Source organism: Prosthecobacter sp. GW821-HT29F12 (genome assembly GCF_058803405.1).
This window is the reverse complement of the sequence record NZ_CM179517.1, coordinates 6791923-6816706: the sequence shown is the minus strand read 5'-3', so window position 1 is coordinate 6816706 and position 24784 is coordinate 6791923. Positions and strand designations below refer to the sequence as shown.

General features: G+C 60.2%; 23 protein-coding genes. 15 read left to right on the top strand and 8 right to left on the bottom strand.

Going from position 1 to position 24784, the window contains the following annotated elements:
* The first annotated feature begins 556 nt into the window (after positions 1-556).
* The 7 genes from AC3RLQ_RS28215 (at position 557) to AC3RLQ_RS28185 (ending at position 6707) form a co-directional block, all read left to right on the top strand.
* Positions 557-2338 carry a metal-sulfur cluster assembly factor gene (locus AC3RLQ_RS28215; protein ID WP_493031956.1) on the top strand — a complete coding sequence of 594 codons (1782 nt, stop codon included), beginning with the start codon at positions 557-559 and terminating at the stop codon, positions 2336-2338.
* A 92-nt stretch (positions 2339-2430) separates the two neighbouring features.
* Positions 2431-2694: a DUF4160 domain-containing protein gene (locus AC3RLQ_RS28210; protein ID WP_493031955.1), complete on the top strand. Its 264-nt coding sequence runs from the start codon at positions 2431-2433 to the stop codon at positions 2692-2694.
* A gap of 9 nt (positions 2695-2703) precedes the next feature.
* Positions 2704-2982, top strand: coding sequence for a DUF2442 domain-containing protein (locus tag AC3RLQ_RS28205; RefSeq protein ID WP_493031954.1), 279 nt, complete (start codon positions 2704-2706; stop codon positions 2980-2982).
* A 518-nt stretch (positions 2983-3500) separates the two neighbouring features.
* The gene (locus AC3RLQ_RS28200; RefSeq protein WP_493031953.1) at positions 3501-4805 is read left to right on the top strand and encodes a Gfo/Idh/MocA family protein; all 1305 of its coding nucleotides are present in this window, start codon (positions 3501-3503) and stop codon (positions 4803-4805) included.
* Between the two features lie 548 nt (positions 4806-5353).
* Entirely contained in the window at positions 5354-5788 is a 435-nt protein-coding gene (locus AC3RLQ_RS28195) for a DUF4442 domain-containing protein (RefSeq protein ID WP_493031952.1), read from the top strand.
* A gap of 182 nt (positions 5789-5970) precedes the next feature.
* The gene (locus AC3RLQ_RS28190; RefSeq protein ID WP_493031951.1) at positions 5971-6123 is read left to right on the top strand and encodes a hypothetical protein; all 153 of its coding nucleotides are present in this window, start codon (positions 5971-5973) and stop codon (positions 6121-6123) included.
* The gene (locus tag AC3RLQ_RS28185; protein WP_493031950.1) at positions 6120-6707 is read left to right on the top strand and encodes a GNAT family N-acetyltransferase; all 588 of its coding nucleotides are present in this window, start codon (positions 6120-6122) and stop codon (positions 6705-6707) included. Before AC3RLQ_RS28190 ends, AC3RLQ_RS28185 begins: the two co-directional genes overlap by 4 nt.
* 1161 nt (positions 6708-7868) lie before the next feature.
* Here AC3RLQ_RS28185 and AC3RLQ_RS28180 read toward each other — a convergent pair.
* From AC3RLQ_RS28180 to AC3RLQ_RS28160, 5 genes are all read right to left on the bottom strand, one after another.
* The gene (locus tag AC3RLQ_RS28180) at positions 7869-8609 is read right to left on the bottom strand and encodes an IS5 family transposase (protein WP_493031932.1); all 741 of its coding nucleotides are present in this window, start codon (positions 8607-8609) and stop codon (positions 7869-7871) included.
* A 79-nt stretch (positions 8610-8688) separates the two neighbouring features.
* Entirely contained in the window at positions 8689-9039 is a 351-nt protein-coding gene (locus AC3RLQ_RS28175) for a ribonuclease E inhibitor RraB (RefSeq protein WP_493031949.1), read from the bottom strand.
* A 162-nt stretch (positions 9040-9201) separates the two neighbouring features.
* The gene (locus AC3RLQ_RS28170) at positions 9202-9399 is read right to left on the bottom strand and encodes an HNH endonuclease (RefSeq protein ID WP_493038775.1); all 198 of its coding nucleotides are present in this window, start codon (positions 9397-9399) and stop codon (positions 9202-9204) included.
* Between the two features lie 248 nt (positions 9400-9647).
* Positions 9648-10868, bottom strand: coding sequence for an IS4 family transposase (locus AC3RLQ_RS28165; protein WP_493031948.1), 1221 nt, complete (start codon positions 10866-10868; stop codon positions 9648-9650).
* 509 nt (positions 10869-11377) lie between these two features.
* On the bottom strand, positions 11378-11815 hold the full coding sequence (locus AC3RLQ_RS28160; protein WP_493031947.1) for a hypothetical protein: 438 nt from the start codon (positions 11813-11815) through the stop codon (positions 11378-11380).
* Between the two features lie 268 nt (positions 11816-12083).
* Here AC3RLQ_RS28160 and AC3RLQ_RS28155 point away from each other — a divergent pair, with 268 nt between their 5' ends.
* Genes AC3RLQ_RS28155 through AC3RLQ_RS28130 form a run of 6 tightly spaced genes read left to right on the top strand, consistent with a single transcriptional unit; the run spans position 12084 to position 16465 of the window.
* Positions 12084-12596, top strand: a complete 513-nt coding sequence (locus AC3RLQ_RS28155; protein WP_493031946.1) for a GNAT family N-acetyltransferase — start codon at positions 12084-12086, stop codon at positions 12594-12596.
* A gap of 31 nt (positions 12597-12627) precedes the next feature.
* Positions 12628-13599: an alpha/beta hydrolase fold domain-containing protein gene (locus tag AC3RLQ_RS28150; protein ID WP_493031945.1), complete on the top strand. Its 972-nt coding sequence runs from the start codon at positions 12628-12630 to the stop codon at positions 13597-13599.
* A gap of 8 nt (positions 13600-13607) precedes the next feature.
* Positions 13608-14219: an FMN-binding negative transcriptional regulator gene (locus AC3RLQ_RS28145; protein ID WP_493031944.1), complete on the top strand. Its 612-nt coding sequence runs from the start codon at positions 13608-13610 to the stop codon at positions 14217-14219.
* Positions 14219-14683 (top strand): OsmC family protein, encoded by a 465-nt coding sequence (locus tag AC3RLQ_RS28140; RefSeq protein ID WP_493031943.1) that lies wholly within the window; start codon positions 14219-14221, stop codon positions 14681-14683. Before AC3RLQ_RS28145 ends, AC3RLQ_RS28140 begins: the two co-directional genes overlap by 1 nt.
* Position 14684: 1 nt before the next feature.
* Positions 14685-15341, top strand: a complete 657-nt coding sequence (locus AC3RLQ_RS28135; RefSeq protein ID WP_493031942.1) for a GNAT family N-acetyltransferase — start codon at positions 14685-14687, stop codon at positions 15339-15341.
* On the top strand, positions 15338-16465 hold the full coding sequence (locus tag AC3RLQ_RS28130) for a prenyltransferase/squalene oxidase repeat-containing protein (protein ID WP_493031941.1): 1128 nt from the start codon (positions 15338-15340) through the stop codon (positions 16463-16465). The genes AC3RLQ_RS28135 and AC3RLQ_RS28130 overlap by 4 nt, the downstream gene beginning before the upstream one ends.
* Before the next feature lie 3 nt (positions 16466-16468).
* On the opposite strand, the gene AC3RLQ_RS28125 is transcribed toward AC3RLQ_RS28130, so the two are convergent.
* Both AC3RLQ_RS28125 and AC3RLQ_RS28120 read right to left on the bottom strand, forming a co-directional pair.
* A complete protein-coding gene (locus AC3RLQ_RS28125; RefSeq protein WP_493031940.1) occupies positions 16469-17257 on the bottom strand; it encodes a helix-turn-helix domain-containing protein in 789 nt (262 codons plus the stop codon).
* Between the two features lie 73 nt (positions 17258-17330).
* Complete coding sequence (locus AC3RLQ_RS28120) at positions 17331-18767, bottom strand: FAD-dependent oxidoreductase (protein ID WP_493031939.1); 1437 nt, start codon at positions 18765-18767, stop codon at positions 17331-17333.
* An 84-nt stretch (positions 18768-18851) separates the two neighbouring features.
* Between AC3RLQ_RS28120 and AC3RLQ_RS28115 the strand changes: the two genes are divergently transcribed.
* Positions 18852-19721 carry a helix-turn-helix transcriptional regulator gene (locus AC3RLQ_RS28115; RefSeq protein WP_493031938.1) on the top strand — a complete coding sequence of 290 codons (870 nt, stop codon included), beginning with the start codon at positions 18852-18854 and terminating at the stop codon, positions 19719-19721.
* Positions 19722-19777: 56 nt separating this feature from the next.
* Entirely contained in the window at positions 19778-20476 is a 699-nt protein-coding gene (locus AC3RLQ_RS28110) for an orotidine 5'-phosphate decarboxylase / HUMPS family protein (RefSeq protein ID WP_493031937.1), read from the top strand.
* Between the two features lie 79 nt (positions 20477-20555).
* Here AC3RLQ_RS28110 and AC3RLQ_RS28105 read toward each other — a convergent pair whose 3' ends face one another.
* Positions 20556-24704, bottom strand: a complete 4149-nt coding sequence (locus AC3RLQ_RS28105; protein ID WP_493031936.1) for an RCC1 domain-containing protein — start codon at positions 24702-24704, stop codon at positions 20556-20558.
* Positions 24705-24784 lie beyond the last annotated feature (80 nt).

The following is a 24784-nucleotide window of genomic DNA, read 5'->3' as shown; positions in this document are numbered from 1 at the left end:
CAGCTTTTTCATAATAAGAGGCCCCCAGCCCGCCAAACACACCCAACCCAAGTGAAGAGCAGTCCGCTATTCGGAAACAAGTCCAGCAGAGCATCTCCCGAAACTCACTCCCCGAGTCGAGACTTCGCGCCCTCCGTTCGGCTCGCGAAAACCTCCAGCTAAGCTCTGAACCGCGTAGCGGTGACATAACAGTAGCCGTGGGTGCCAACCCACGGTTCACACATTCACGGTCATTCCCACCCCGTGGAACCGCGTAGCGGTGACACAAACCTGCCTTGTCACCCATGTCTCGGCGATGACAAAAGCGCACACGATGCCGTGCCCTGACCAAGCACCACTCATCACCGGCATTTCATCACCAAGCTCCTGAAATTCGAAAGGATGCCGGTTCAGCGCCGCTCTTTGTCTGGACATCACTCTGATGCCTTCATTGGAAAAGCGCCCGCCATGACCCACCCCTCCTCAACCATCCGCCTCGGTCACACCGAAATTCTTTCCCCGGCGGCACTCACCACGGCCTCATCGTTGGCAGCGGCAAATCCTACCACAAGATAACATGAGCGAGAACACCTACTGGGAAAAGACCGACAGCTTTGAAACGAAGCTCCGCCTGCTGGAAGAAGCCTGGAAAAACAAGGACTTCCGCCTCGTCCGCTCACTCACCGACTCCCTGCGCAGCACCACCCTGCAGGCTCAGGCGGAAGGCGAAGACCACGGCACGCCCTTCGTCCCCACCGCTCAATTTGTGGCCGTGTCAGCGCTGCCGCCCGCGTGGCGCACCTGGGCATCCGGATGGCAGTTCTGCAAAGTGCTGACGCTGGACGAAACCATCGGCCTGGATCGCGCACCCGAGCCCGTGGAAGTCCTGCTCAGTTGCGCGGCGGAGCAGGCCGTCTCACTCACCCGCGAAGTCCGTGTCGCTCGCATCCAGCCCGACCACAGCCTCATCGAAGTGCCCAGCCAAACGCACAGCGAAGTTCGTCGCGGCAAAGAGCGCCAGGCCCACGTGCTCTTCATGGCCGAAGGCGCTGCCCATCTGCGCCAGACTTACCTCCTCTTCTATGGCAACCCCGATGCCGAGCTTCCCGCCTACCTGACCGACCTCCAAACACGCGGCGAAGGCTACGCGCTCGACATCGAAAACGACGCCTACAAAGCCTCCCTCTCCCACCAGATGGGACAGCTTGAGCGCATGACCCTCAAGCGCGAGCACGGCCTGGAACTCTTCGCCGGCGGCGAAGGTCATGGCGAGCCCCCGGGCATCGACTGGGCGCACGACTACGCCGCCGCCGGTCACTTTCAAAAACTGCGCGTCACCCTGTGGGAACGCTGCCCCGACTATGAAGTCATTCGCGGCCCCCTCTGCACCATCGTCCGCCGCTGGGGCTTTCCTTATTCTCCCGTGCATCCCGTCTTCTCCCCCAGCCGCCTGCACATCGAGGTCGAATACCGTTTTTATGCCGGCATCCCCTGGTTTCACAAGATCGGCCGCATGCATGTCATAAAGGAATTCGAAGCCGCGGCTCTGCGCGATGACGAGTGGGTCTTCTCCGGCCAGTCCTTCACCGAGATGCTCTGGATGGGTGCCGATGGCAAACTGCAAAGCGGACCCGTCGATCCCAAGCAGCGCGACAACATCTGGGCCGTCGGCTTTGCCAACAAAGACAGCAAAGACTCCTTCGTCGCCCTCTATCTCGAGCACACCGCCCAGGGCATGCCCGAGCCCAAACACTCAGGCTCGCCGAAGATGTTCTACCGCTGGCACGGCCATGTCTGGAGCCGCTATCCCCTGCCCCAGAAAGTCGTGCCCGCCGGAGCCGTGCTGCACCAAAAGAACGCCTACGTCGCCATCCCCTTCACCGCTGCCGAAGGCCCGGCGAAGCTCGAAGCCCTGCGCCATTGCCTCGCCAATCCTCTCCACCTTTCCCCCGGCGAAATCCCACGCAACATCACCCCGCCCAAGCCCACCACACGCCTCGCCCGACCCGGTGAAGCCGGCGACAGCCCCATCTCCAAACAAGCCCTGTGGGACGCCCTGCGCGAATGCAAAGACGAGCAGTTGTACACCGCCGACATCAGCGTCGTGGACCTCGGCCTCGTCCACGACATCCGCGTCCGTGGCGACACCGTCCACGTCATCATGTCCATGCCCCATCGCGGCCGCCCCCGGCTCGGCTTCTTCACCTTCGGCTCCGGCGGCAACTCCAAGCCCGTCGAGCCCCAATTACTGAAAGTCCCCGGCGTCAAACACGTCGTCGTCGAACAAGTCTGGGACCCCGCCTGGTCCTCCAACCGCCTCACCGACGCAGGCCGCCGCAAGCTGGGCCTGGAGGAGTAAAGGTAAGGAGTGGCCGGAGGTGGAGGGATCTTGGTCTATTGAGTGCTTAATGTTCCCTTTATTTTCTACGGAGCCCGGAACATACATGCCGAATGCCTGAAATTTGCCGGTTCCATAAAATCAAAATTCGCATGCACTTCGGGGACCACGAGCACCCGCCGCACCATTTTCACGCCAAGTCACCCAGTGGTAATGCCATGATCTCGCTGACTGGCATTATCATGGAAGGCAGCCTGCCGCCTGCTGAATTGCGGCTGGTTCAGTCCTGGGCGGTTCAGCATGCCGAAGAACTTGCCGCAAACTGGGACCGCTGCATGCGGAACGAATCACCTTTCAAAATCGACCCTTTGAAATAAATTAAACCCATGCCCGCCACTCTCCTAGACCTCAACGCTTGCGAAATCACTCGTGCCCGCGTCACCGGCGATCATCAAATCGCCATCCGCTTTCGTGACGGCCTGCTGGCCGAGCTTGACCTGGCTGACTGGCTCAGCCGTCAAAAGGGTCCCATGGTCGAACCTCTGCATTCAGCGGCCTACTTTGCTGATATGGACATCGACGACGGCGTTCTTACCTGGCCGAACCATTATGACCTTGACCCCGTCACGGTGCGGCATTGGGCGGAACAAGGATTCTGTGGCTGATTTTTTACATACAGGCGCCCTGGCATCTGTTTTCAATTCGTCCACGGCTCCGGTGGCAACTCCAAACCCGTCGAGCCCCAATTACTGAAAGTCCCCGGCGTCAAACACGTCGTCGTCGAACAAGTCTGGGACCCCGCCTGGTCCTCCAACCGCCTCACCGACGCAGGCCGCCACAAGCTGGGCCTGGAGGGGTGAGACAAACAATGCGACGTAAGTCATCGAACAAAACGAATGCAGGCAGCGGCTCGTATGGCAACTGTCGTGACATCAAAGCTTCCTGCTCGCTGGCGCCTGATACGCTGAGCTCGCACAAACCAACCCCCCCCGGCCCAGGCAAGTCTGCCAGACTCAAAAATGGTCGTGAAGGTCACGGGCGGACACTCGATGCCATTCTGAAGTCACGCACAGCCATCATCGGCCAAACAGGATCGGTGAAAAATGCCAGTCCCTTGGCCCGTCTCAATCCCGCGCACTTACGCCGCCTCGGGTGTAAACCAGTGTAGCAACGCACCCACTCCATGACCAACCGTCGTCACTTCCTCAGCAAAACCGCCGCTGCCTTCGCCGGTGTGCAAATCCTCCCGCGTTCCGTTTTCGGAGCCAATGAGAAGCTCAGCATCGCCTTTGTCGGAGCCGGCGGCAAAGGCTGGCACGCCGTGCAAAGCCTGCAAAACAACGACAGCGTGAACTTCGCCGCCTTTGCAGATGTGCATGAAGCCCGGGCCGCCGAGTCACGCAAAGCCAACCCCGCCGTGCCCTTTGTGTCCGACTTCCGCAAGATGCTCGATCAGCACGGCAAACACATCGACGGCATCATCATCTCCACACCAGACCACACGCATCACTTCACCGCCAAGACCTGCATGCAGGCCGGAAAGCCGGTGTATCTGGAGAAGCCGCTGACGCACAGCATCGCCGAGGCACGTGATTTGATGGCCCTGGAGCAGCAGACGAAGCTCGCCTGCCAGATGGGCAATCAAGGCCACTCCGGCGGCGGCATCCTCGTTATCGAAGAGTGGGTGAAAGCCGGCGTGCTCGGAAATGTGAACGAAGCTCACTGCTGGGCAGGCCCGATCTGGAGCTACCCTGATGCACGCCCCGCAGAAGAGCCGGTGCCCGCCGGTCTTGACTGGAATCAATGGCTCGGCCCCGCCGCAAGTGTTCCCTACAGCTCCAAGTATCTGCCTGCGCAGTGGCGCGGCTGGTTTGAGTTTGGCAACGGCACCCTCGGCGACTGGGCCTGCCACAACATGGACGCCCCCTATCACGTGTGGGGCCTCGACTGCCCCAGCCGCGTTGAGATCGAATCCTCAGGCCCCAGCAAGCTCTCCTTTCCAGCCAGGGTCAAACTCACCTACACCTTTCCCGCCAGCGCCACACGCGGCGAGTTCAAACTGCATTGGTACCACGGCGCAGACCACGCCCTCAAACGCCCGCCGGAACTCGATGCCGCACGCACCTTCCCGGAGGGCGGCACCCTCATTCACGGCAGCAAAGCCACCGTCCTCATGGGCACCCACGCCGGCACACCCCGCGTGATCCCCGAAGCCAAAATGCAGGAGCTCAGCACCTCACTGCCCAAGGTGAACCTCAAGCGCTCCAACCACTGGGACAACTGGCTTCTCGCCATCAAAGGCCAGGAAATCTGCCGCTCCAACTTCGCCTACGGCGGCCGCCTCACCGAGACCATGCACTTTGGCAACATCGCCCTGCATGTAAATCGCAGCCTCACCATCGATCCCGCCACCCGCAGCATCATCGGCGACGAAGAAGCCACCGCCCTCATGCACGGCCCCGCAGCACGCGAAGGCTGGAAGGTGTGAAAAGGTCAGCTGCACCCGCCCCGCGAAAAATCGCGCTAACGTCACCCAAAAACTGTGCCTGCGCAGATGCATTGAAGCACGATAGACACTCCTGTCTGTCGATCAGCGCCACCGCAATCCTCCGCGCCCACGCCCATCCCAGAGCTCAAACTCAACGCCCCCAAATGCAGATCCATCTTCCGTGATCCCATAACAGCCGTCTGCATTCTCCCATTCTCTCGCGGCGCAAAAAGGCTCCCCTCTCTTTCTCCGGCCATTCCTTTGCCCACCATTCCTTTGCCAAAAAAAGCCCCATCCTTTCGTCCAGCACTCCCTCAAAGCCCCCCCTTTTGCTGAATTCTCTGTTTCCGTGTATTCCGTGGTTAAAAAATTCCGTTCCCCTCCCCCTCCGGCCATTCCCCTGCTCCCCCATTCCATTGCTAAAAACAAACCCTTCCTTCCCCCAAAAACTCTCTCCACTTTTCCACCTCTCTCCCCTTTTCCGGTCACTCCCTCCCACTCCGATTTGACGAGTTGAACACCGCCAGCGCGCCATCCACCATGCCCCCATGAAGCACAGCGTCACCGAGCTCCCCTTCAACCGTTTCCTCGGCCTCGAATCATCCCCCGATCCCTCTCAACTCCTCCGCCTCCCCGCAGGCCCCCAATACCTCAACCACCTCGGCACCGTCCACGCCAGCGCCCAGCTCGCGCTCGCCGAAGCCTCCAGCGGCGAATTCCTCCTGCGTTCCCTCGGCTCTGACTCCGGCGTCATCCCCGTCGTCCGCCGTCTCGAATCCAAGTTCCGCAAACCCGCCAACGGCGCCATCACCTCCACCGTCACCACACCAGCCGAAACACTCGACCAACTCCGCGCCGACCTCGCCGCCAAAGGCCGCGCCATCGTCAGCATCGCCGTGGAACTCCATGACGAATCCGGTGCCCATACCCTCTCCTCCACCGTCGAATGGTTCATCACGCTCCTAAATCGCACCCCAGGCTGACACGCTTCAATCGACCACGGCATCCCGGCACTCAAAAATCAAAAATCGATTGCTCCTCAATCGTCAATCACTCACGCCCAGAACTCTCCCTCCTCGCCTCCGGCACCGCCCAGTTGCGCGCCCGTTTCGCACTTCGCTTCCAAAAACCCAACCTCCACGCGCATCTCATCAACCGCATCGTCATGGGCCAATTCGTCATAGACCACGAACGCGTCACCCGCACCTTCCCCGAAGGCACCGGCAGCATTGAACTCATCGCCACCTACGAGGTCGTTGACGGCAGAATCATCAACGCCTGGTTTCTCGCCGGCCCCAAAACACTCGACCCTCAATGAGTGAAACGGATCCACAACTCGCCTGGAGCCTCATCAACCCCTCCGACACCTCCGCCCCCGGCTGCAACCTCATCCGCCAATGGCTGCGCGAGCACAACTGGGCCGTGAATCCATCCTTTCCACAACTCGCCTGGAGCCTCATCAACCCCTCCGACACCTCCGCCCCCGGCTGCAACCTCATCCGCCAATGGCTGCGCGAGCACAACTGGGCCGTGAATCCATCCTTCATGGAGCATCTGCAACAACCCGCCCACGCTGCCCGGCCCCTCATCCTCCTCACTCACGCCAACGGCGAAACAGTAGGCGGCCTCCTCGCTGAAACCCAGCTCTCCTGGCTGCGCATCTCCATCATGTCCGTCCATCCCGAATGGCGCTCCAAAGGCATCGGCACCGCCCTCCTCGCAGAAGCCGAACGCCTCGCCCTCGAACGTGGCTGCAAGCACGTCTATGTCGATACCATGGAATATCAGGCACCGCAGTTTTACCAGGCTCACGGCTTCGAACGAGTCGGCCACATCCCCGACTGGGACTCGCACGGACACAGCAAAATGTATTTCTCCAAATCATTGAGCCCTGAAAAATAGGCTGGCACGCGACAATGCCGCTCATGCATTCCTCTTTTCACTAGGCGGCGTTTGAAACACCTGTGCTGAATGGCCATGGCAAGTTCATGCCATCTTATGGCCTGCTTCAAGCCGCAAGCCTCTCCCTCCGAAAGCGCGTAGCGCTGGCACAACCGTAGCCGTGGGCGCCAGCCCACGGAACCGCATCACCCATGTCCCCCCATTTCGTGGAACCGCGCAGCGGTGACACAAAACGCCGCCGCACCCAAATCTCACCGCGCAAGCGCTGTCGCGGGTTTTCAAACACCGCTTAATTCATGCACTTGCCCCCGGAGGGAGCATGGAAATGAGCCGGTGGTGAAACAAGGCCTGCCGAGCGAGAACCACCGGATCACGTGATGCAAGCATGCAGGATCAAGGTCGCATGCCAGAGGTATGCGAGATCCGTGTGCAGATTCATCGAGACCGCTGGGTTGCTTAAGATTTTTGGCCGTTGCCAATACTATGACGCGCTTCCAGACTCATCCGATTCTAAGGTGTGAATATATGACCCCAATGTCCTCATCGAGTCGCTCCATGAGACGTGAATACTCATCCTCCGTCATTCCTATGTCAGTCTGAAGGTGGCGATTGAGAGCTATACGCCCTCTCCGGTGGAGAAGTAACATTAGCCTCCCGTGATACCACCGACCAGACAGCGAACCAATCTCTGTCCAAGGATAGAAACGACGGCCATAATGGACTCCCTGTGAATCTATCCGCAACTCCAGGCGAAAGTCGGTCAGATAGTATCGAATGAGCATAGCGCCGATAAAAGCGAAGAGACTCAAGATGCCGATTGGAAATAAGCCAGGCACTAGCTTCCTGGGATCACGCCAAACGGCGGCGACCCACTGCGGGAAAAGACGGATAAGAAAGAAGGAGCAGAACGCAACGAACGCCATTCCGATGATCAATATTGGAAGTCGCCGATAATGGTATGTCGCAGTGTGATAGACTTCTTGCGTCACGGTGGGCGTGTTGAGTGGGGCGAACGACTCGGATCAGGCAACGGCGAGCGGAAAGCGTCGATGACACGACAGATGCCATAGCGAGCTCCCTGCCTGCATCCGTTTTGTTCGCGCTTGGTTGTTGTCGGTGACATATCAACAGTCGATCAGTCTAGGCGGTGTTTGAAAACCCTCATCGGCCGTATTGAAGCCAGTCGATGACGGCAGCAAACTCGATGAGCGAGAGGAAATGTGCGGCGAGTTTGTCTCGCCGAGTGCTGGCACAAGCCCAGCGCTTCAGACGGCAGAAGTAGTTCTCAATGCGATAGCGCTGTCGGTAAAGTTTACGGCTGACCTTGCGCTGGATTCCACATCTGGCTCTGCGTGGAATGCAATGGGTTGCCCCGAGCAGTTGAAGCTGCTGACGTAGCTTGTCACTGTCGAAGCCTTTGTCGCCAACCACGCACAGCCCTGCAGGGTTTCCCAGCAGCGGCAGAACATGGTGCCCTTCATAGGCCTGTCCTGCGATGAGCAGCAGGTTCACTGCAAGCCCCCGCCCATCAGTAAGGGCCATGATCTTGGTATTGCGGCCTCCTCGCGTTTTGCCCATGGCCTGCTTGTCTGCGCCACCTGCAGGATTTGCAGCACACTGATGAACCACCACATGCGTGCCATCCACAAGCCTGATGCGGTTCCTGGTTTTGCGGGAGACCATGGTGAGCATGCGCTTCCAGAGACCTTCGCGCGCCCACTGCCGATGCCAGCCATAGATGGTGCGCCAAGGACCAAAACATTCGGGCAGGTCACGCCAAGGACCCGCGTTGCGCAGCCGGTAAAACAAGCCTTCAAGAACAAGATCCAGCGACGCTCGCGGACGGCCGCCAATGTTCAAAGCACCATTTTTTTGAGTCGCTTTTTGAGCGGCTCCCACCATGCAAAGCGTTGTGTTTTCATCGGTTTTCTCTCATGCCACAAATGCTTTCCTTGGGCAATCGAGGGTTTTCAAACACCGCCTAGGGTCCATCTACCGCACCCACATCCATGCCATCGTAGCTATCAAGTCCGAACCTATCGGCGAGCGCATACAAAGAAGTATTCCGCTCAAACAACGATTCAGGCGTGTGGGTCTCGACCATATCGAAGCGCAAAAAGATGGTCTGACTCCCGTCATCTGGACTCGGGTCCAGAAAGCCTCTGACCTCGTAACCAATCGACTCAACGTGGCGGCCAGCCTCCGTGAGCTTGACTCTGTCCGTGTCGGTAAAGAAATACGACCACCTGCATTCACCGTCTATATCGAAACGTGCCTTCCCAGTCGCCTTGAGGTTACGGGTGTCATCAAAGAACCCAAGCAGCGTCTCCATGGTGATCATACGTCGTGGTGTCATTGAAAAATGAACTCGGTGGTTTTGCACGTGGCGCTCAATGGTTGAGCGAACGACTCGGATCAGGCGACGGCGAGCACAAGATGCCGCTGACACGACAGATGCCATTCGAGCCGTTGCCTGCATCCGTTTTGTTCGCCCTCATTTTGGGGTAAGTAACTCTGTGAGGGAATCAGACTTCTTCAAATTGCAGTCTTGGCAGAGGACGCGAAGGTTCTGAACAGAACTGCGTCCTCCGCGTGCTACTGGAATGACGTGATCGAAGTGGATTCGATCATCAGGAATGTGCTTGTGGCACTTCTGGCAGATTTGTCCATCTCGCCGAACTACCTTAAACATCACTTCTCGTGGTATGTATCGCCCAGTTCTTCTTTCTTCTTTGGTTTCCGTGAAGGGAACCGCCAGAAAGAAGATTGGGCATACGTGCCAGTACTGTTCGGCACGCGGTCTGCTATAGAGGGGTGAATGGAGCCAAGCATTTTTGAATTGAGGCGGCGGTGAAAGGGCCAGGGAGTGGGAGGTGGGCGACATCGTGGCATCCGGGCACGCGCAGCCCTGGCGCGCGCGCGCGCCTGCACTGCCCTTTGCTATGCGGGTTTCCAGTTGCTCAGCGTGCCATGCCGCGGCTTGCGCACCCGGGTGGCGCGCTGCACCTCAAGCCGCAGCGCCTCGGCAAGCTCCTCCTCGCTGGCCGTCTGCATCTGATGAAAGGCCAGCATCTCCAGCATGCGTTTGCTCGGCCGCCGTCCCAGCCTGCGCGTCAGCAGCACCGCGCAGATCAGCGCGGCATAGATCTGGATGGCCACGCCGTTTTCGCTCTCCGCAAACCAGTGCCGGCAGGGCAGCAGGCATTTGAGCCAGCGGAAAAATCCCTCCACCTCCCAGCGCTGCCGGTAGAGTCCGGCGAGCTCCCCGGCGCTGAGCTGTTCTGCCGTTTGATTGCTCACCAGCCATACGGGCTCCTCCATGTCCGGCCGGTCGACGACCACCAGGCGGAACGGGCCGCGCCTGCACAGGGCCCTCTCCCCGAGCATGACGCGCTCATCCCGGCAGACGCCGGCCTCAATGTCGCGCTGGCTTAGCGGCAGCTCCTGGAGCGTCTCCACCTTGACATGGTTCTGGCGCAGGCGCATGAGAAAGCCGCACCCGGCGCTCTCGAGCTCCTCGAGGTAGCGGTAGTTCATGCCGTAGTTGCGGTCGCCGATGTAGAACTCCCCGGCCTTGAGCTGCTGGCGCAGGGCTTTGCGCTCGCACAAAACCCCGTTGGAGGGCAGGCCGCCGGCAGGCAGGCCGTCGGCCAGGCGGTATTTGATGTGCAGGCGCACGGCGCGCTGGTCCTTGTACTGGCTGCGCCAGGTGGCCCAGTCCATGCGCGGGAGCACATACCACAAGGTGCTGTCGACCACGCGCAGCGCGGCGAGGTCCACGCCGCCGGGACCGGGCTGCGGGGGAAGGTCCGCCACCAGGCGCTCCAGCACGGCCTGGAGCAGCCGCGCATCAAAGAGGCTCTGCGCCTCCGAGAAGCTGCCCAGGCTTGCGGGCAGGGTGCCCAGGGAGCGTTGCGTGCGCTGCAGCCTGCTGGCCTGGCAGAGCCCGCGCATGGAGGTGATGACCGGGTTGAACAGGCCGAGCAAAAACAGCGAGAAGTAATCGCGCTGGTGGAGGGTGCGCCGCGGGTCGTGCTCGCTGCGGTGGGGCTGATGCAGCGGGCTGACGTCGTCGAGCACACGCTGGAACTGCTCGATGAGCTTCCAGTGCCGCAGCTGGGCGGCTTCAATCTTGGGGGCTGGGACTCGGGCTGCAGCCATCAGCAACTTCATGCCACCCTTCGCCCAAACGTACAGCAACGTTTTTGTCACATCACTCCACCTCAAACCCTGTGCCGAACACTATTGGCATACGTGCCCGTAAACGTTGCACTGAAGCTCGGTTGAATCGTAGTCGGCTAAAAGCTGCCATCTATCCGGATTAAAGAACTGTATGTCATGCAGAGCTGCGTGCATGTCGTCCTCTGATCTTACCGATGATGTGAGGACGGCCCATGCGGCGTCATAGCGTGTTTGAGCGCGCGCTACATCAGCCGCAGTAACCTGCCCCGTAGAGAGGGGATATTCTTCAACCAGAGGTCCGTATGGGCAATAGTTAAGCTCCCAACAGGGCTTGCAGACCGAATGGGGATGCCGTTTCTGTTTACGCATTGGAGTGGTTGGGCGAACGTCTAGCTCATCCACGGCGGGGAGGAAAGCCCGAATTCAAACAAGAGCGTTACCCGCCGTTGGATGCAGCGTCTTGTTCTTCCTCGTGTTGGTAGGTAGGATCATAGTCTCGATAGAGGATTCCGTAGCAGCGGATTCACATGCTGCCAAAACAGCGGAATCAACTTTTCATCCAAGTCTGACTCATCATCAAGTGTCCACGTTCCGGCCATGAACTTCTCAAATGCCAACGCTAAATCAAACCGGCACTCTGGAGGAATGGTAACCGTGACGGTGTATTCGAGCTGCCGTCGATTCATCTCAACGGCAGCCTTACTGCTGCCGTTGAGCAACGCGTCAAGTTCCAGTGATTCGGCAGAAGCAGGCCGGCTGCTCAAATCGTCTTCTCTGTCATAGAAATGAATAAACCCATCAGGATCAGCATGAATGATAAACTCGCGTCCTCTGACGATCTTAAGACAGTAATGGAAACATCCATCGCCGGGGTGATCGGCCCCTGGCGAGACCGGCTGACTAAAAGAGAGGCTTTTACGCTTCATGGTGTGGCAACCGAACTTGGTGTTTCTCGCGCTTTAGCAGCCAAGGCGTGGAACACACTTCGTTGGCCGAACTACTTGATGAGAAACAATTTTGTCGAGCACGTCAACAGCATTATGGGGAACAAATTTGTCGAGCACCAACGGATTTCAGCCTTCACGGGAGTTGCTTTTGACGCACTATGGCATGGAAAAAAGTCACCGGCCCTCAACCCCTGAAAATTCACGCGCGGCTGCAATATCAAGAGCTCCTCCCGGCGTTGATATGCCCATGCCTCTCCCGAACCTTCACTGGATCGAAACCGAGCGCACCCGCATGCGCCCTTTCGAGGAAGAGGATGCAGAGCAGGCCTTCGCATGGTTCTCAGATTGCGAGGTGATGCAGTTCATTCCTGGCGGGGCGGACCTCACGCTGGAGGACTCGCGCCGCCGCATCCATCGCTACCGCGAACATCAAAAACTTCATGGTTTCAGCAAACGGCTGATCCTTCATCGAGAAACCGGCAAGCCCATCGGCGACAGCGGTTTGTTTCATCTTCCCGACGGACAACGCATAGAGCTCGGCTTTCGTCTGGCGAAAACTTGCTGGGGCCAGGGTTACGCCATCGAGGTGGCCCGTGCCTGGCTCGAATGGTTTGACACACACCACGCAGCGGAACCGCTGTTCGCAGATGTGCATCCCGATCACCTGCGTTCCCGGCGTGTGCTGGAAAAACTTGGCTTTGACTGCTCCCATAAGGAAACCATCCTCGGCATGCCGATGCTGATTTACCGTCGCCGTTAGTTTTCGTCACCTGCCCCACACTCTGCCCACCATGAAACACCTTCTTCCGCTTCTGCTTCTGGTCACATCATCCGCATGGGCCCAGGACCTCAGCGCACAAAAACAAAACGCCCAGACCGTCGCCGAGAAAAACCAGGTCGAGCTCCGCCTCGACCAACCCTACGCCGGCAACGAAAACCCCAAACAGAAGGTCGATCTCTACCTTCCCAAGAAGCGCAACACCGACAAACCCCTTCCCGTCGTCGCCCTCATCCACGGCGGCGGCTGGGTGAATGGCGACCGCCTCGGCTACGCTGCCGCCGCCATCCAGTTTGCCCGCACCGGCAACTACGCCTCCGTTGCCGTCGGCTATCGCCTCACCAAAGAAGCCCACTGGCCCGCACAAATCTATGACTGCAAAGCCGCCATCCGCTGGATCCGCGCCCATGCCAAAGAATACAACCTCGACCCCGAAAAAATCGCCGTCATGGGCAGCTCCGCCGGCGGCCACCTCTCCTCCCTCATCGGCACCAGCGGCGACGTCAAAGAACTCGAGGGCGATCTCGGCCCCAACACCTCCTTCGCCAGCCGCGTCCAATGCGTCGTCAATCTCTGCGGCCCCGAAGACTTCACCCAGGCCCTCATGTTCGACAAAGACATGAAGCCCATCCTCAAAGACGATGCCGTCATCGGCCTCCTCGGTGGCAACTACGAAGAAAAACACGCCGAAGCCCTCGCCGCATCCCCCGTGACTTACGTCACCGACGATGACCCGCCCTTCATCACCTTCCATGGCACCGCCGACAAACGCGTCGCCTTCCTCCACGCCGAAGCCATCCACGCCACCCTGAAACAAGCCGGCGTCCCCTCCCTTCTCGTCCCCATAACAGACGGCGGCCACGGTTCCGTCGGCCATCCCGAAGTCATCGCCCGCGCCAAAACCTTTATTGGCAACACCCTCCGTGGCGAAGACACCCCCGTCGACGTCACCCCCATCCCCGCCCTGCCGGAAGTTAGGAAGTAGCCCGTCAAATGTACACACCCCCTGACTTCAAAATCGATGACCGCGACACGCTGAATGCTTTCATGCGCCAGCACAGCTTCGCCACCATCGTGTCACACGACGGCAAAGTTCCGCAGGCCACTCACATGCCCGTTTTGCTGAATCCGACACAAGGATCGCACGGTTGTCTGCTCTCCCACATGGCCCGCGCCAACCCTCAATGGCGCCATTTTTCCAACTCCGAGGTCCTCGTCATCTTCACCGGCCCCCACGCCTACATCTCACCCGCATGGTACGTCACCGAGCCCGCCGTCCCCACCTGGAACTACACCGCCGTCCACGCCTACGGCATTCCACGCATCGTCACTGACCATGACCGATTTGTGCAAATGCTGCACGATCTCGTCGAATTCTACGAAACCGGACGCCCCCACCGCTGGCACGGCCTCATGTCCGCCGAATTCCGCGATGGCCTCATGAAAGGCATAGTCGGCATCGAAATCGAAATCACCCGGCTCGAAGGCAAGTTCAAACTCAGCCAAAACCGTCCAAAAGATGCACCTTCTGTCATCGCCATGCTGGAAGACAGCATGGATCAGACCGATCGCGACACGGCCAAAATGATGAAGGAGAGACTTTGATGTCCACCCACACCGCCACCGTCCGCTGGAAAAACCAAGGTCCTGATTTCCTCAACCGCCGTTACTCGCGCGAACATGCGCTTCATTTCGACGGCGGTGCCATCATACCCGGTTCCCCCTCCCCGCAGATTGTGCCCGCTCCTTGGTCAAACCCCGCAGGCATCGACCCCGAAGAGATGTTCGTCGCATCCGTATCCAGCTGCCACATGCTCTGGTTCCTCCATGTGGCCTGTGACGCCGGTTTCCTTCCCGAGAGCTATGACGATGCAGCAGAAGGCATCATGACGAAAAACGTACGCGGCGTGCTCTGGATCAGCCAGATCACCTTGCATCCCCTCATCATTTGGAGCGGCGACAAGCAGCCCACTTCCACCGAATGCGATCACCTGCATCACCTTGCCCACGAACAATGCTTCATTGCCAATTCGATCAAAACAGATGTGATCGTGAAATCCAGAAACTGACATGAAACCGCAGCCCACACCCCAGCGCTTCGATGGCCGCTTCATCACGCTCACACCGCTCGACCTCGCGACGGATGTGGCAGAACTGTTTGCCATTTCGCATGTCGATGAAACCACACGCAAACTGTGGCGCTACATGCCTCGTGGGCCATTTGCTGATGCCCAAGATCAGGCCGCCTTTCTGCGTGAATGGCAGGCCACACCAAACGTGATCGCCTTCACCGTGCGTGACGCTGCTACACAGCATTGTCTTGGCAGCATCTCACTCATGAGCATCCGTGCTGAGCACGGCGTGGCAGAACTGGGCAACATTTGGTATGCGCCTGCAGCACAACGCACCAAGACCAACACCGAAGCCTGCTACCTGCTGCTGCGTCACTGCTTTGAAGATCTCGGCTACCGGCGCATGGAATGGAAATGCGATGCACGCAATGAACCCAGCCGCAATGCCGCCCTGCGCCTCGGCTTCACTTTTGAAGGCATTTTCCGCCAGCACATGATCATCAAAGGCGAAAACCGCGACACCGCATGGTTTGCCATGCTCGACCATGAATGGCCGCAGATTGCCACCGCGTTCCGCCGCTGGCTCTATGAAGACGACTCAATTCCGCTCGGACGATTGATTGCCGGGAGTCGCAGCGTACAAGCCCGTGCATGAAGCACGCCTTTCTCCTCCTGCTGACCAGCTCCTTGGTTGTCGCGGCTGACCCGAAGCCCAAGCCCGAGTTTCAATATCAGACCCAGGGTATTCAGGTCAGTCGGGCGACGGCTGATGAGCCTAAAGTGAAGGCCTTTGGCCCGGACACCATCAAAGCTGCCGCCAAATACCTCGATGATGGCGCCATCAGCTGGGTGCGCGAGAAAACCTGCGTGAACTGCCACACCACCGGCCCGTACCTGAGCGAGCGCCCAGCTTTGTCCAAACAGCTCGGCATGCCACTGGAGGAGGTGCTGGCAGACTTCGTCAAAACCGTGCCCGCAGAGGTCAAGCCGCAGAAAGAAACGGAAAAGGATGGCATCAAATACTACGGCGGCTCTTGGTCGAGCATCTGGCGCTCCATGGGTCTCGCCGAGTGGGACAAGCATGTGACAGGAAAACTCTCTCCCCACACGGAGCGCTCCTTGCAGGAAATGCTCATGCGTCAGTCCGCCGACGGCTCCTTCGTCAGCTATGGCGAAGTCGAAATCCCCCATATCACCACCGACTTCGAGCTCACTCTGCAAGCCGCCCGCGCGGCCACCACAGCGCCCGGCTGGCTCGCCAGCCTCAAGGACCCTGAACTGCTCGCGCGCGTTGAGAAAATGAAAGCATGGCTGCGCAATGCGCCGCCAAAAAATGACTTCGACCGCATCCTGCGCCTCCAGCTCGCGCATTACATGCCCGAGCTCGTGCCCCAGGCCCAGCGCGATACCGCGCTGGCTCTGCTGTCTTCCAAACAGCATGCCGATGGCGGCTGGTCGCTGCGCGACACGTCCTCCGTGGGTGACTGGCACTTCAAAATGAGCGACACCGTGGTGAAGCTCATCAATGGCCTGCCTGACGCCGCGAAACCGGAAAGCGATGCCTACATGACCGCCTTTGCCATCATCCTGATGCGTCAAAACAACATCCCAGCAAGCGATGAGCGCATCCAGCGCGGCCTCAAGTGGCTGAAGCAGGAGCAGCGCGTCTCCGGCCGCTGGTGGATGCAGTCTCTCTATCGTGGAAACTACAGCTACATCACCTACATCGCCACGGCTCAGGCTCTGAAGGCGCTGGCCTTGTGCGACGAGTTGCACTGAGTTTCATCGCCGCGCACGCCGATACACCGCCGGTGACTCGCCCATGCGTTTGCGGAAATGCTGGGTGAAGCTGCTCGCATCCACAAAGCCGCACTGCTCCGCCACCTCGCTGGCGGTCAGCGTCGTGCGTTCCAGGAGACGCACTGCGGCCAGCACCCGTGTCTTGATCAGAAATTCCTGCGGGGTGATGCCGAACGCGCTTTGAAACCGCCGCTGGAGCTGCCGCAGGGACTGCCCGCAGGACTTTGCCACATCCTCAATCAAGAGCGGCTTCGCATAGTCATGCCGGATGATCTCCACTGCCTGCGCCACGGTCTGAAACACCGGCAGTCTGCGCTCCGCTTCATCAGGGCGCCTTAATGTGCCCATCACACCCTGCACCCGGCGTTTGGAATCAAAGAGCGGCAGCTTTGTCACGAGAAACCAGTCCGGGATTCCTTGGGAATCCCACCAGAGCTCCACGCGCTCGATCACATCCACCTTGCCGGCCAGGATGCGTTTGTCGTCATCCACATAGGCCTGCGCCATCGTGTCCGGGTTCAGATCAAAGTCCGTGCGCCCAATGATCTCCGAATCATCCGGCATCTGGTAGCGCTGCATCAGCCCCTCGCTGGCAAACATGAGATGCCCCGCCTTGTTCTTGGCAAAGAAGTACACGCCGGGGATGTGATCAAACAGCCGCTGAAACAGCAGCGTCGGCTCCAGCGATGCCATCCATGCAGCGCGTTGCTTCCTCCAGCGCGCTATTTCCGCCGCAGTGCGCTTGGGGCGCACGCGGGGTCTCAGAGGCACATCAGATCGCCGGGAGGGTGTCACAAGAAAGAGAATGGCGTAGCGCAAGCCTTGCGCAACTCCCCTGCTTGCCTCAGCGCGCGATCTTTTCCAGCATCGCCCGGCAGTCTTCCCAGGCCACCTCATGAGGCTGCTGCTTGTGCAGCGCGGCCAGGGCCGCGGCGACGCCCGCGGCCTCGCCCATGGCCACGGCATTGCCCGTCACCCGATAGCTCGCATGTGCCACAAAATCCCCGCTGATGCAGCGTCCTGCCATCATGAGGCCGTCCACATCCTTCGCAATGAGAGCACGCAGAGGAATGTCGTAGGGAGTGAACTTTTTCACGCCACCGCGCTCGATGGTCAGCTTGTCGTTGTCCGCCTTGCTCTTCGCATGAATGTCCACGCCAAAGGTCACACGTGCCACCGCATCAGGATGGCGCGCGCCCTGGGTAAGATCCTCCGTTTTCACCACATAACGGCCATGAATGCGCCTGCCATCGCGCACGCCGATCTGCTCTGCCGTGGCCACCACCTGCAGGCCGTCCCACACGCCGCCCAGTTTCCGGAGAGCGCGTGTGATGGTGAAGATCTCCTTCCGTGCGCGCACCGTGGCGGTGGTCATCGCATCGGCGTCATCGGGGCGTACGCCGTATTCGTGGTTCAGCATCAGCAGCACGATGTTGTCACGAACATGGAAAATGGTCGGCATGCCATAGGAGGGGTCCACGCCTGCGCGCTGAATCTCCGCTTTGAAGTTCGCTGTTGCCTCCACGTGCCACTTGAGGTCGCCCTGATAAAAGGAGATGTATTTTCCCATCTGCGTCACATCCCGCACGACGGCCAGGGCATTCATGGTGAGCGGCTGGCAGGCGCACTCCGCCGACTTGTCATCCTGGCCCATCCTGCCCAGATCCCAGCCGCAGCCAGCGAGGGCTCCCAGCACGCCATCGCCTGTGGTGTCGATGAATACCGGAGCCTGCCAGGCCTCACGGCCGGAACGTGATTCCGTGATGACTGTGGTGAGTTGCCGTCCCTCGCGGTAGGCTGCCACCACGCGCGTTTGCAGGCGAAACTTCACCCCTGCCTCAGTGCACAGATCCTCCAGCAGCAGCTTCATTTCGTCCGGTTCATAAACAAAGCGCCCTGGATCGCCGCCACGGCGTGCTCCGCGTTCATCAAGCAGCCGCGTGATCTCCCGGGTGAAGCCGGGTTTGTCGAAATCAAAGATCCACGTGAGCAAGCCCGCCGTCCAGACACCGCCGAGGCAGCCATTCGTTTCAAACAAACGCACCCGTGCTCCCGCCCGCGCCGCAGCGACCGCAGCCGCCACACCCGCCGGGCCCGCACCGCAGACAATGACGTCCGCATCATGCACCAGCGTCACACTGCGGTTGGGTTCATCAAAGTTCACTGCATCGCTCTTGCTTTCCGAAGCAGACACCCATGTGGCCGCAGGCAGCAGCCCGGGACCTGCAAGAGCAGCACGCAAAAAGTGACGTCGGGAAAAATCGGCAGATTGGGGTTTCATGGATGGTTGGTACGCGTTGCAGTTTGCTGCCTCCCAGCCCAGCTTCCCAGTGGAAGATGCTAACAAAGATAGCACAAACGCAATATGTCCGAAGCTCATGCCCCTGCCAGCCGCTGGCCCCAGTGGATACACCGCCTGCTGAGGCGCGACTGGCCCAGACGTGTTCACCTGGCGCTGGAATCAGGTTCTCCAGCCCTGCGGGGTGGGCTGCCGGTGCATGACAGCCCGCGCTTCTCCATCTGCCTCGCCGGCACAGGCCGCTACGTTGTACTGCGGCAGCAGCGCCAGGAAGTCGTCACGCTTCAGCGCGGCGACGCCATCGTGGCTGCGCCCCAGGCACTGATGGAGCCACATCCTGCGGCGCACTATCTTGCCATCGGTTTCGTCTTTACTCCAGAGATGACGCAATACTTGCTGGCTAAGAAAGGCCGTGGAGGCCATCGGTTTCTTCAAACGCATCACGACTCACGGGTGCTGGATGAAGACGGGAGGCATTTTTTCCAAGCCTTGCAAAACCGGCGTGGTTCACCACCCGATGACCTCGCCGCACGTCGGCTCGTGGAACTCCTCCTCATCAAAACCGCCCAGATGTCTGAGCAGCCCGAGCCAGTGGTCTCAAAAGCTGGCAAGGCGCGATTCACCTGGCTGGCCGCCTGCCAGTTCGTGCAGGAAAACCTGCATCACCCCATCGGGCGGCAGGAGGTGGCGGACTTTCTGCATCTTCATCCCAACCATGTCTCCCGGCTGTTCCGTGACTTCAGCGGGCAGTCTTTTCTCGATTACCTGCTGCACGCACGACTGGAACGTTCTCAGCCTCTTCTAAAAGATCCGCAGCTCAACATCGCGGAGATCGCCCATGTCTGCGGCTTTCGCGATGCCAACTACTTCATCCGTTGTTATCGGCGTCATTTTGGCAAATCACCCGGCCGCGCCCGCTTGTCGCATTTCGCATGATCTTTGTCGTGACGACGACGCCGGGTTCTGCGTTAATCTGGTCCCCACAACCGCCCATGAAACCCATCGTTCAAATTTCCCTCGACCTCACCAACATCGACGAAGCGCTCGAAACCGCCGCCCTGGCCATGCGCGCCGGTGTGGACTGGTTGGAAGCCGGAACGCCTCTCATCCTTGCAGAAGGCCTCCACGGTGTGCGCGCATTGAGAAAAGCTTTTCCAAACACGCCGATCGTTGCCGATCTCAAAACAATGGATGGTGGCTATCTCGAAGCCGAAATGATGGCCAAGGCCGGTGCCACCCATGTCGTGGTCATGGCCCGTGCTCATGCCGAAACGGTGAAATGCGTGGTCAAAGCTGGCAAGGACTTCGGCTGCAAGGTCATGGGAGACAACATGATCTCCGAGGACATGATCGCCGGAGCCAAGTGGCTGGAGGATCTGGGCTGCGACTACGTGATTCATCACATTGGCTACGATGAGCGCCGGGGCATAGCCGCTGCAGGCAAACGCATGCCGAGCCCGCTGGATCAGCTCCGTGAAGTGGTCAACGCTGTCAAAATCCCCGTGCAGGCCGTTGGCGGACTCAGCTTGGAGCAGGCCATCCAGTGCCCCAAATACGGCGCTCCGCTCGTCGTCCTCGGCGCTCCTCTCACCATTGACGCCGACGCCTTCAAAACGGCGGACGGCAATCTCGAAGCATCACTGCGCATGATTTGCGAGGCGGTGCATGCGCAGGACGTTCCTGCGTTTTGAGCCAAGGACGACTTCCAAACAAAGCAGCTTGCATTTCGCAATGCAGGCTGGGTTGAAGGTCCGCCGGGACGGCAGACGTTTATTGTGACTGCAAGCGGAAGAACGCCGCGCCGTCTGGCACAGTAAACTGGAACTCCAACTGGCCCTGTGCATTGACTGTCGTTTGTGGCGCGGTCAGAGGGAAGGCATCGAAGTGCGTGAGGTCGGCGGACTTTTGCACGCCAATGGTCAGCTTAAACTGGCCGGTGATCCCATCCTTCTGCAGCAGGGGCACGCCCACGCTCAGCGCCTGGAATTGTGACTGCGTGTAGAGACTGTAGGTGTTGGGGGAGCCTGTCACATCATCGCGCCCGCTCTGGCGGCTGGCATTCACCTGAGTCTGGGTGAAGAGGTTCGCGGTATTGGCGTTGGTCGTGAGGGTGGTGACCAAGGCAGGCTGCGCCGTCTGCCAGTCAAAGCCGAGCGTACTCATCTTGAACTCGGCGGCATCATTGAGGCCATCGCTATCGGTGTCGTAGGTTTGAGACAAGCCGGTGCCGCTGAGAGCGATGTCGAACGGATTCTGATTGGGGTCATTGCTGGCGATGTGGAGTACGGCGGTGCGGGCACCGCTCACTGAGGCGGCGGTGGGCGTGAAGGTGACGGTGAAGGTCTTGCTGGCGTTCGAGGCCACGGTGGTCGTCATCCCGGTGGTGTTCACCGTGTAGTCGCCTGCATTGGTGCCGTCCTGGGTGATCACGATTCCAGTCAGGTCGCTGGCGCCCAGGTTCTTGACGGTGAAGGTCTTCGCCGCAGTGCCAGACCCTGCCGCCATGACGCCGAAGGTGATGGTGCTGCTGCCAGAGGTCAATCCAGTGCCCACAGGCTGTTCAATCGCAATTTCAGGGGCCGGCGGGGCGGCCACCAAGGCCAGCGTGTGGCCGGCAGAGCGTCCGCTCACCACCAGGCTGAAGTGCTCGCCGCTGGCCAGCGCGCTTGTGTTCACCGCCACCGGCACCTTACTCTGCGTCGTACTGTTGTTGCCCAGTTCGCCGTAGCTGTTGCCGCCCCACGCCGCCACCGATCCGTCGCTGCACAGCACCTGAGCGTGATAGCCTCCCGCTGCGATGGCCACCACCGTCTTGCCATATAGCGCACTCGTCCCGCTCGCCACGTTCACCGCCACCGGCACCTTGCTATCGGTCGTGCTGTTGTTGCCCAGCTTGCCATAGACGTTCCAGCCCCACGCCTCCACCGTGCCGTCACCGCACAGCGCCAGACTGTAACTTTCTCCCGCCGCAACGGCCGTCACAGTCTTGCCATACAACGCGCTCGTCCCGCTCGTCACGTTCACCGCCACGGGCACATGACTTTCGGTCGTGCTGTTATTGCCCAGCTGGCCAAAGCCGTTGTAGCCCCACGCAGCCACTGTGCCATCACTGCACAGCGCCAGACTGTGACTGTTCCCCGCCGCGACAGTCACCACCGTCTGGCCATACAGCACGCTCGTCCCACTCGCCACGTTTACCGCCACTGGCACATTGCTCTGCGTCGTGCTGTTGTTTCCCAGCTGGCCATTGATATTCCAGCCCCACGCCGCCACCGTGCCGTCGTTGCACAGCGCCAGACTGTGACCACTTCCCGCTGCGACGGACACCACCGTCTTGCCATACAACGCGCTCGTCCCGCTCGCCACGTTCACCGCCACCGGCACATTGCTCTGCATCGTGCTGTTGTTGCCCAGCTGGCCGCCGCTGTTGTCGCCCCACGCAGCCACTGTGCCATCACTGCACAGCACAAGACTGTACTCGTTTCCCGCCGAGACGGCCACCACCGTTTTGCCATACAGCGCACTCGTCCCGCTCGCCACGTTCACCGCCACCGGCACATTGCTCTGCGTCGTGCTGTTGTTGCCCAGCTGGCCAAAGGTGTTGGCCCCCCACGCAGCCACCGTGCCGTCACTGCACAGCGCCAGACTGTGACTTCCTCCCGCTGCGACGGTAACCACCGTCTTGCCGGAGAGCACTCCACTGCTGAGCACGGCGGTCGGCACCTGGCTGGCAGTCGTGCTGTTGTTACCCAGCTGGCCATTGCTATTGTTGCCCCAGGCCAGCTCACGCACTTTGCCCCACTGCAGCACCAGGTCATTGCCCGTGCCTCCATAATAGTTCGCCACAAAGGAGTAGTTCACCCCGCCGTAGCTCAGCACCACGCTCTGTCCTTGCGCCAGATTGCTGAACTTCCCGCTGATGAAGTCCAGCCCCGTGTTGTTAATGACCGTCAGGTTCGTGCCGGCCACCGGCGCGAAGTTGAGGCTGAGATTGACCGTGCCGATGGCGCTATAGTTGGAACTCGTCGCCCCCACGTCTGTAGCGGTGGTAAAGGTGAAGGTGAGTCCGTAGGGGATGACCGTGGCCACCTGCACGGCCGCTCCGCTGCTGGCAGAGTTGGTGGTGACGACCGCATTCAATGCCCCCACAGTCAGCCCGCTGATGCCGGTCACCGTAAGGCTGGTCGCCGTCGAGGCCGTCACTGTGCCGGTGCCTGTGGGGGAGAAAACCACTGTGTTGTTGCCGGGCGTCGTAGCGTCAAAGTTCGTGCCGTTGATGGTCAGGGTGGTGGCGTTGGCGACCAGGTTGGCCGTGCTCAACGTCACCGTTGGTGGTGGTGGTGGCGTGGCGGCCACCAAGGCGAGCGTGTGGGCGGCAGACCGCCCGCTCGCCACCAAGCTGAAACGTTCGCCACTGGCCAGTGTGCTTGTGTTCACCGCCAACGGCACACTACTCTGCCCCGTGCTGTTGGTTCCCAGCTGGCCAGAGGAGCCTTGCCCCCACGCCGCCACCGTGCCGTCACTGCACAGCGCCACACTGTGATAGGTACCCGCTGAGAGGGCGACCACGGTCTTGCCATACAGCGCGCTCGTCCCGCTCGCCACGTTCACCGCCACCGGCACATTGCTCTGCGTCGTGCTGTTGTTTCCCAGCTGGCCACTTTCGTCCCGGCCCCAGGCCGCCACCGTGCCGTCACTGCACAGCGTCAGACTGTGATAGTCTCCTGCGGCGAGAGACACTACCGTCTTGCCATACAGTGCGCTCGTCCCGCTCGCCACGTTCACCGCCACCGGCACATTGCTCTGCGTCGTGCTGTTGTTTCCCAGTACACCATAGAAGTTCCAGCCGCACGCCGCCACGGTGCCGTCACTGCACAGCGCCAGAGTGTGATAGCCACCCGCTGCGACGGCCACCACCGTCTTGCCATATAGTACGCTCGTCCCGCTCGTCACGTTCACCGCCACCGGCACATTGCTATCGGTCGTGCTGTTGTTGCCCAGTTGGCCATAGACGTTGAAGCCCCAGGCCGCCACCGTGCCGTCACTGCACAGCGCCAGACTGTGACCGTTTCCCGCCGCGACGGACACCACCGTCTTGCCATACAGCGCGCTCGTCCCGCTCGTCACGTTCACCGCCACCGGTACATTGCTATCGGTCGTGCCGTTGTTGCCCAGCTGGCCACGGTCGTTGAGGCCCCACGCCGCCACCGTGCCGTCGCTGCACAGCGCCAGACTGTGAGTCTGTCCCGCTGCGACAGCCACCACCGTCTTGCCGGAGAGCACCCCGCTGCTGACCACGGCGACCGGCGTATGTCTTTCGGTCGTGCTGCTGTTGCCCAACTGGCCATGGTCGTTGGCGCCCCACGCCGCCACCGTGCCGTCACTGCACAGCGCCAGACTGTGACCTCCTCCCGCTGCAATGGCCATCACTGTCCTGCCTGAGAGCACACCGTTGCTGAGCACGGCGGTCGGCACTTGGCTATCAGTTGTGCTATTGTTCCCCAGCTGGCCTTGGGCGTTATAGCCCCAGGCCAGCTCACGCACTCTCGCCCACTGGAGCACCAGGTCATTGCCTGTGCCGCCATAGTAGTTCGCCACAAAGGAGTAGCCCACCCCGCCGTAGCTCAGCACCACGGCCTGCCCCTGCGCCAGATTGCTGAACTTCCCGCTGATGAAGCCCAGCCCCGTGTTGTTGATGGCCGTCAGGTTCGTGCCGGTCACCGGTGTGAAGTTGAGGCTGAGACTGATCGTGCCGCTGGCGCTATAGCTGCTCGCGGTGACAGGCACATCAGTGGCGGAATTGAAGGTGTAGGCAAGGGCTGCCGAGGGGACCACCACAAAAGCAAGGCCCATCATCAAGGCGGCCCTCCGCAGAAAACGAGCGAAAGTGCGGACAGGGAGAGGGGTATGGGTGCTCATGAGATGACGGATTGAACGGGGGGGCGGGGGTGTCTCGCACTAGAGACGGTCCATGGCAGGGTATCTTTTTTAGCAAATCT

Excerpts from the sequence above, each read along its gene's own strand:
- AC3RLQ_RS28215 (WP_493031956.1), top strand. The coding sequence starts at position 557 with ATGAGCGAGAACACCTACTGGGAAAAGACCGACAGCTTTGAAACGAAG.
- AC3RLQ_RS28210 (WP_493031955.1), top strand. The coding sequence starts at position 2,431 with ATGCCTGAAATTTGCCGGTTCCATAAAATCAAAATTCGCATGCACTTC.
- AC3RLQ_RS28205 (WP_493031954.1), top strand. The coding sequence starts at position 2,704 with ATGCCCGCCACTCTCCTAGACCTCAACGCTTGCGAAATCACTCGTGCC.
- AC3RLQ_RS28200 (WP_493031953.1), top strand. The coding sequence starts at position 3,501 with ATGACCAACCGTCGTCACTTCCTCAGCAAAACCGCCGCTGCCTTCGCC.
- AC3RLQ_RS28195 (WP_493031952.1), top strand. The coding sequence starts at position 5,354 with ATGAAGCACAGCGTCACCGAGCTCCCCTTCAACCGTTTCCTCGGCCTC.
- AC3RLQ_RS28190 (WP_493031951.1), top strand. The coding sequence starts at position 5,971 with ATGGGCCAATTCGTCATAGACCACGAACGCGTCACCCGCACCTTCCCC.
- AC3RLQ_RS28185 (WP_493031950.1), top strand. The coding sequence starts at position 6,120 with ATGAGTGAAACGGATCCACAACTCGCCTGGAGCCTCATCAACCCCTCC.
- AC3RLQ_RS28180 (WP_493031932.1), bottom strand. The coding sequence starts at position 8,609 with ATGGTGGGAGCCGCTCAAAAAGCGACTCAAAAAAATGGTGCTTTGAAC.
- AC3RLQ_RS28175 (WP_493031949.1), bottom strand. The coding sequence starts at position 9,039 with ATGGAGACGCTGCTTGGGTTCTTTGATGACACCCGTAACCTCAAGGCG.
- AC3RLQ_RS28170 (WP_493038775.1), bottom strand. The coding sequence starts at position 9,399 with ATGTTTAAGGTAGTTCGGCGAGATGGACAAATCTGCCAGAAGTGCCAC.
- AC3RLQ_RS28165 (WP_493031948.1), bottom strand. The coding sequence starts at position 10,868 with ATGGCTGCAGCCCGAGTCCCAGCCCCCAAGATTGAAGCCGCCCAGCTG.
- AC3RLQ_RS28160 (WP_493031947.1), bottom strand. The coding sequence starts at position 11,815 with ATGAAGCGTAAAAGCCTCTCTTTTAGTCAGCCGGTCTCGCCAGGGGCC.
- AC3RLQ_RS28155 (WP_493031946.1), top strand. The coding sequence starts at position 12,084 with ATGCCTCTCCCGAACCTTCACTGGATCGAAACCGAGCGCACCCGCATG.
- AC3RLQ_RS28150 (WP_493031945.1), top strand. The coding sequence starts at position 12,628 with ATGAAACACCTTCTTCCGCTTCTGCTTCTGGTCACATCATCCGCATGG.
- AC3RLQ_RS28145 (WP_493031944.1), top strand. The coding sequence starts at position 13,608 with ATGTACACACCCCCTGACTTCAAAATCGATGACCGCGACACGCTGAAT.
- AC3RLQ_RS28140 (WP_493031943.1), top strand. The coding sequence starts at position 14,219 with ATGTCCACCCACACCGCCACCGTCCGCTGGAAAAACCAAGGTCCTGAT.
- AC3RLQ_RS28135 (WP_493031942.1), top strand. The coding sequence starts at position 14,685 with ATGAAACCGCAGCCCACACCCCAGCGCTTCGATGGCCGCTTCATCACG.
- AC3RLQ_RS28130 (WP_493031941.1), top strand. The coding sequence starts at position 15,338 with ATGAAGCACGCCTTTCTCCTCCTGCTGACCAGCTCCTTGGTTGTCGCG.
- AC3RLQ_RS28120 (WP_493031939.1), bottom strand. The coding sequence starts at position 18,767 with ATGAAACCCCAATCTGCCGATTTTTCCCGACGTCACTTTTTGCGTGCT.
- AC3RLQ_RS28115 (WP_493031938.1), top strand. The coding sequence starts at position 18,852 with ATGTCCGAAGCTCATGCCCCTGCCAGCCGCTGGCCCCAGTGGATACAC.
- AC3RLQ_RS28110 (WP_493031937.1), top strand. The coding sequence starts at position 19,778 with ATGAAACCCATCGTTCAAATTTCCCTCGACCTCACCAACATCGACGAA.
- AC3RLQ_RS28105 (WP_493031936.1), bottom strand. The coding sequence starts at position 24,704 with ATGAGCACCCATACCCCTCTCCCTGTCCGCACTTTCGCTCGTTTTCTG.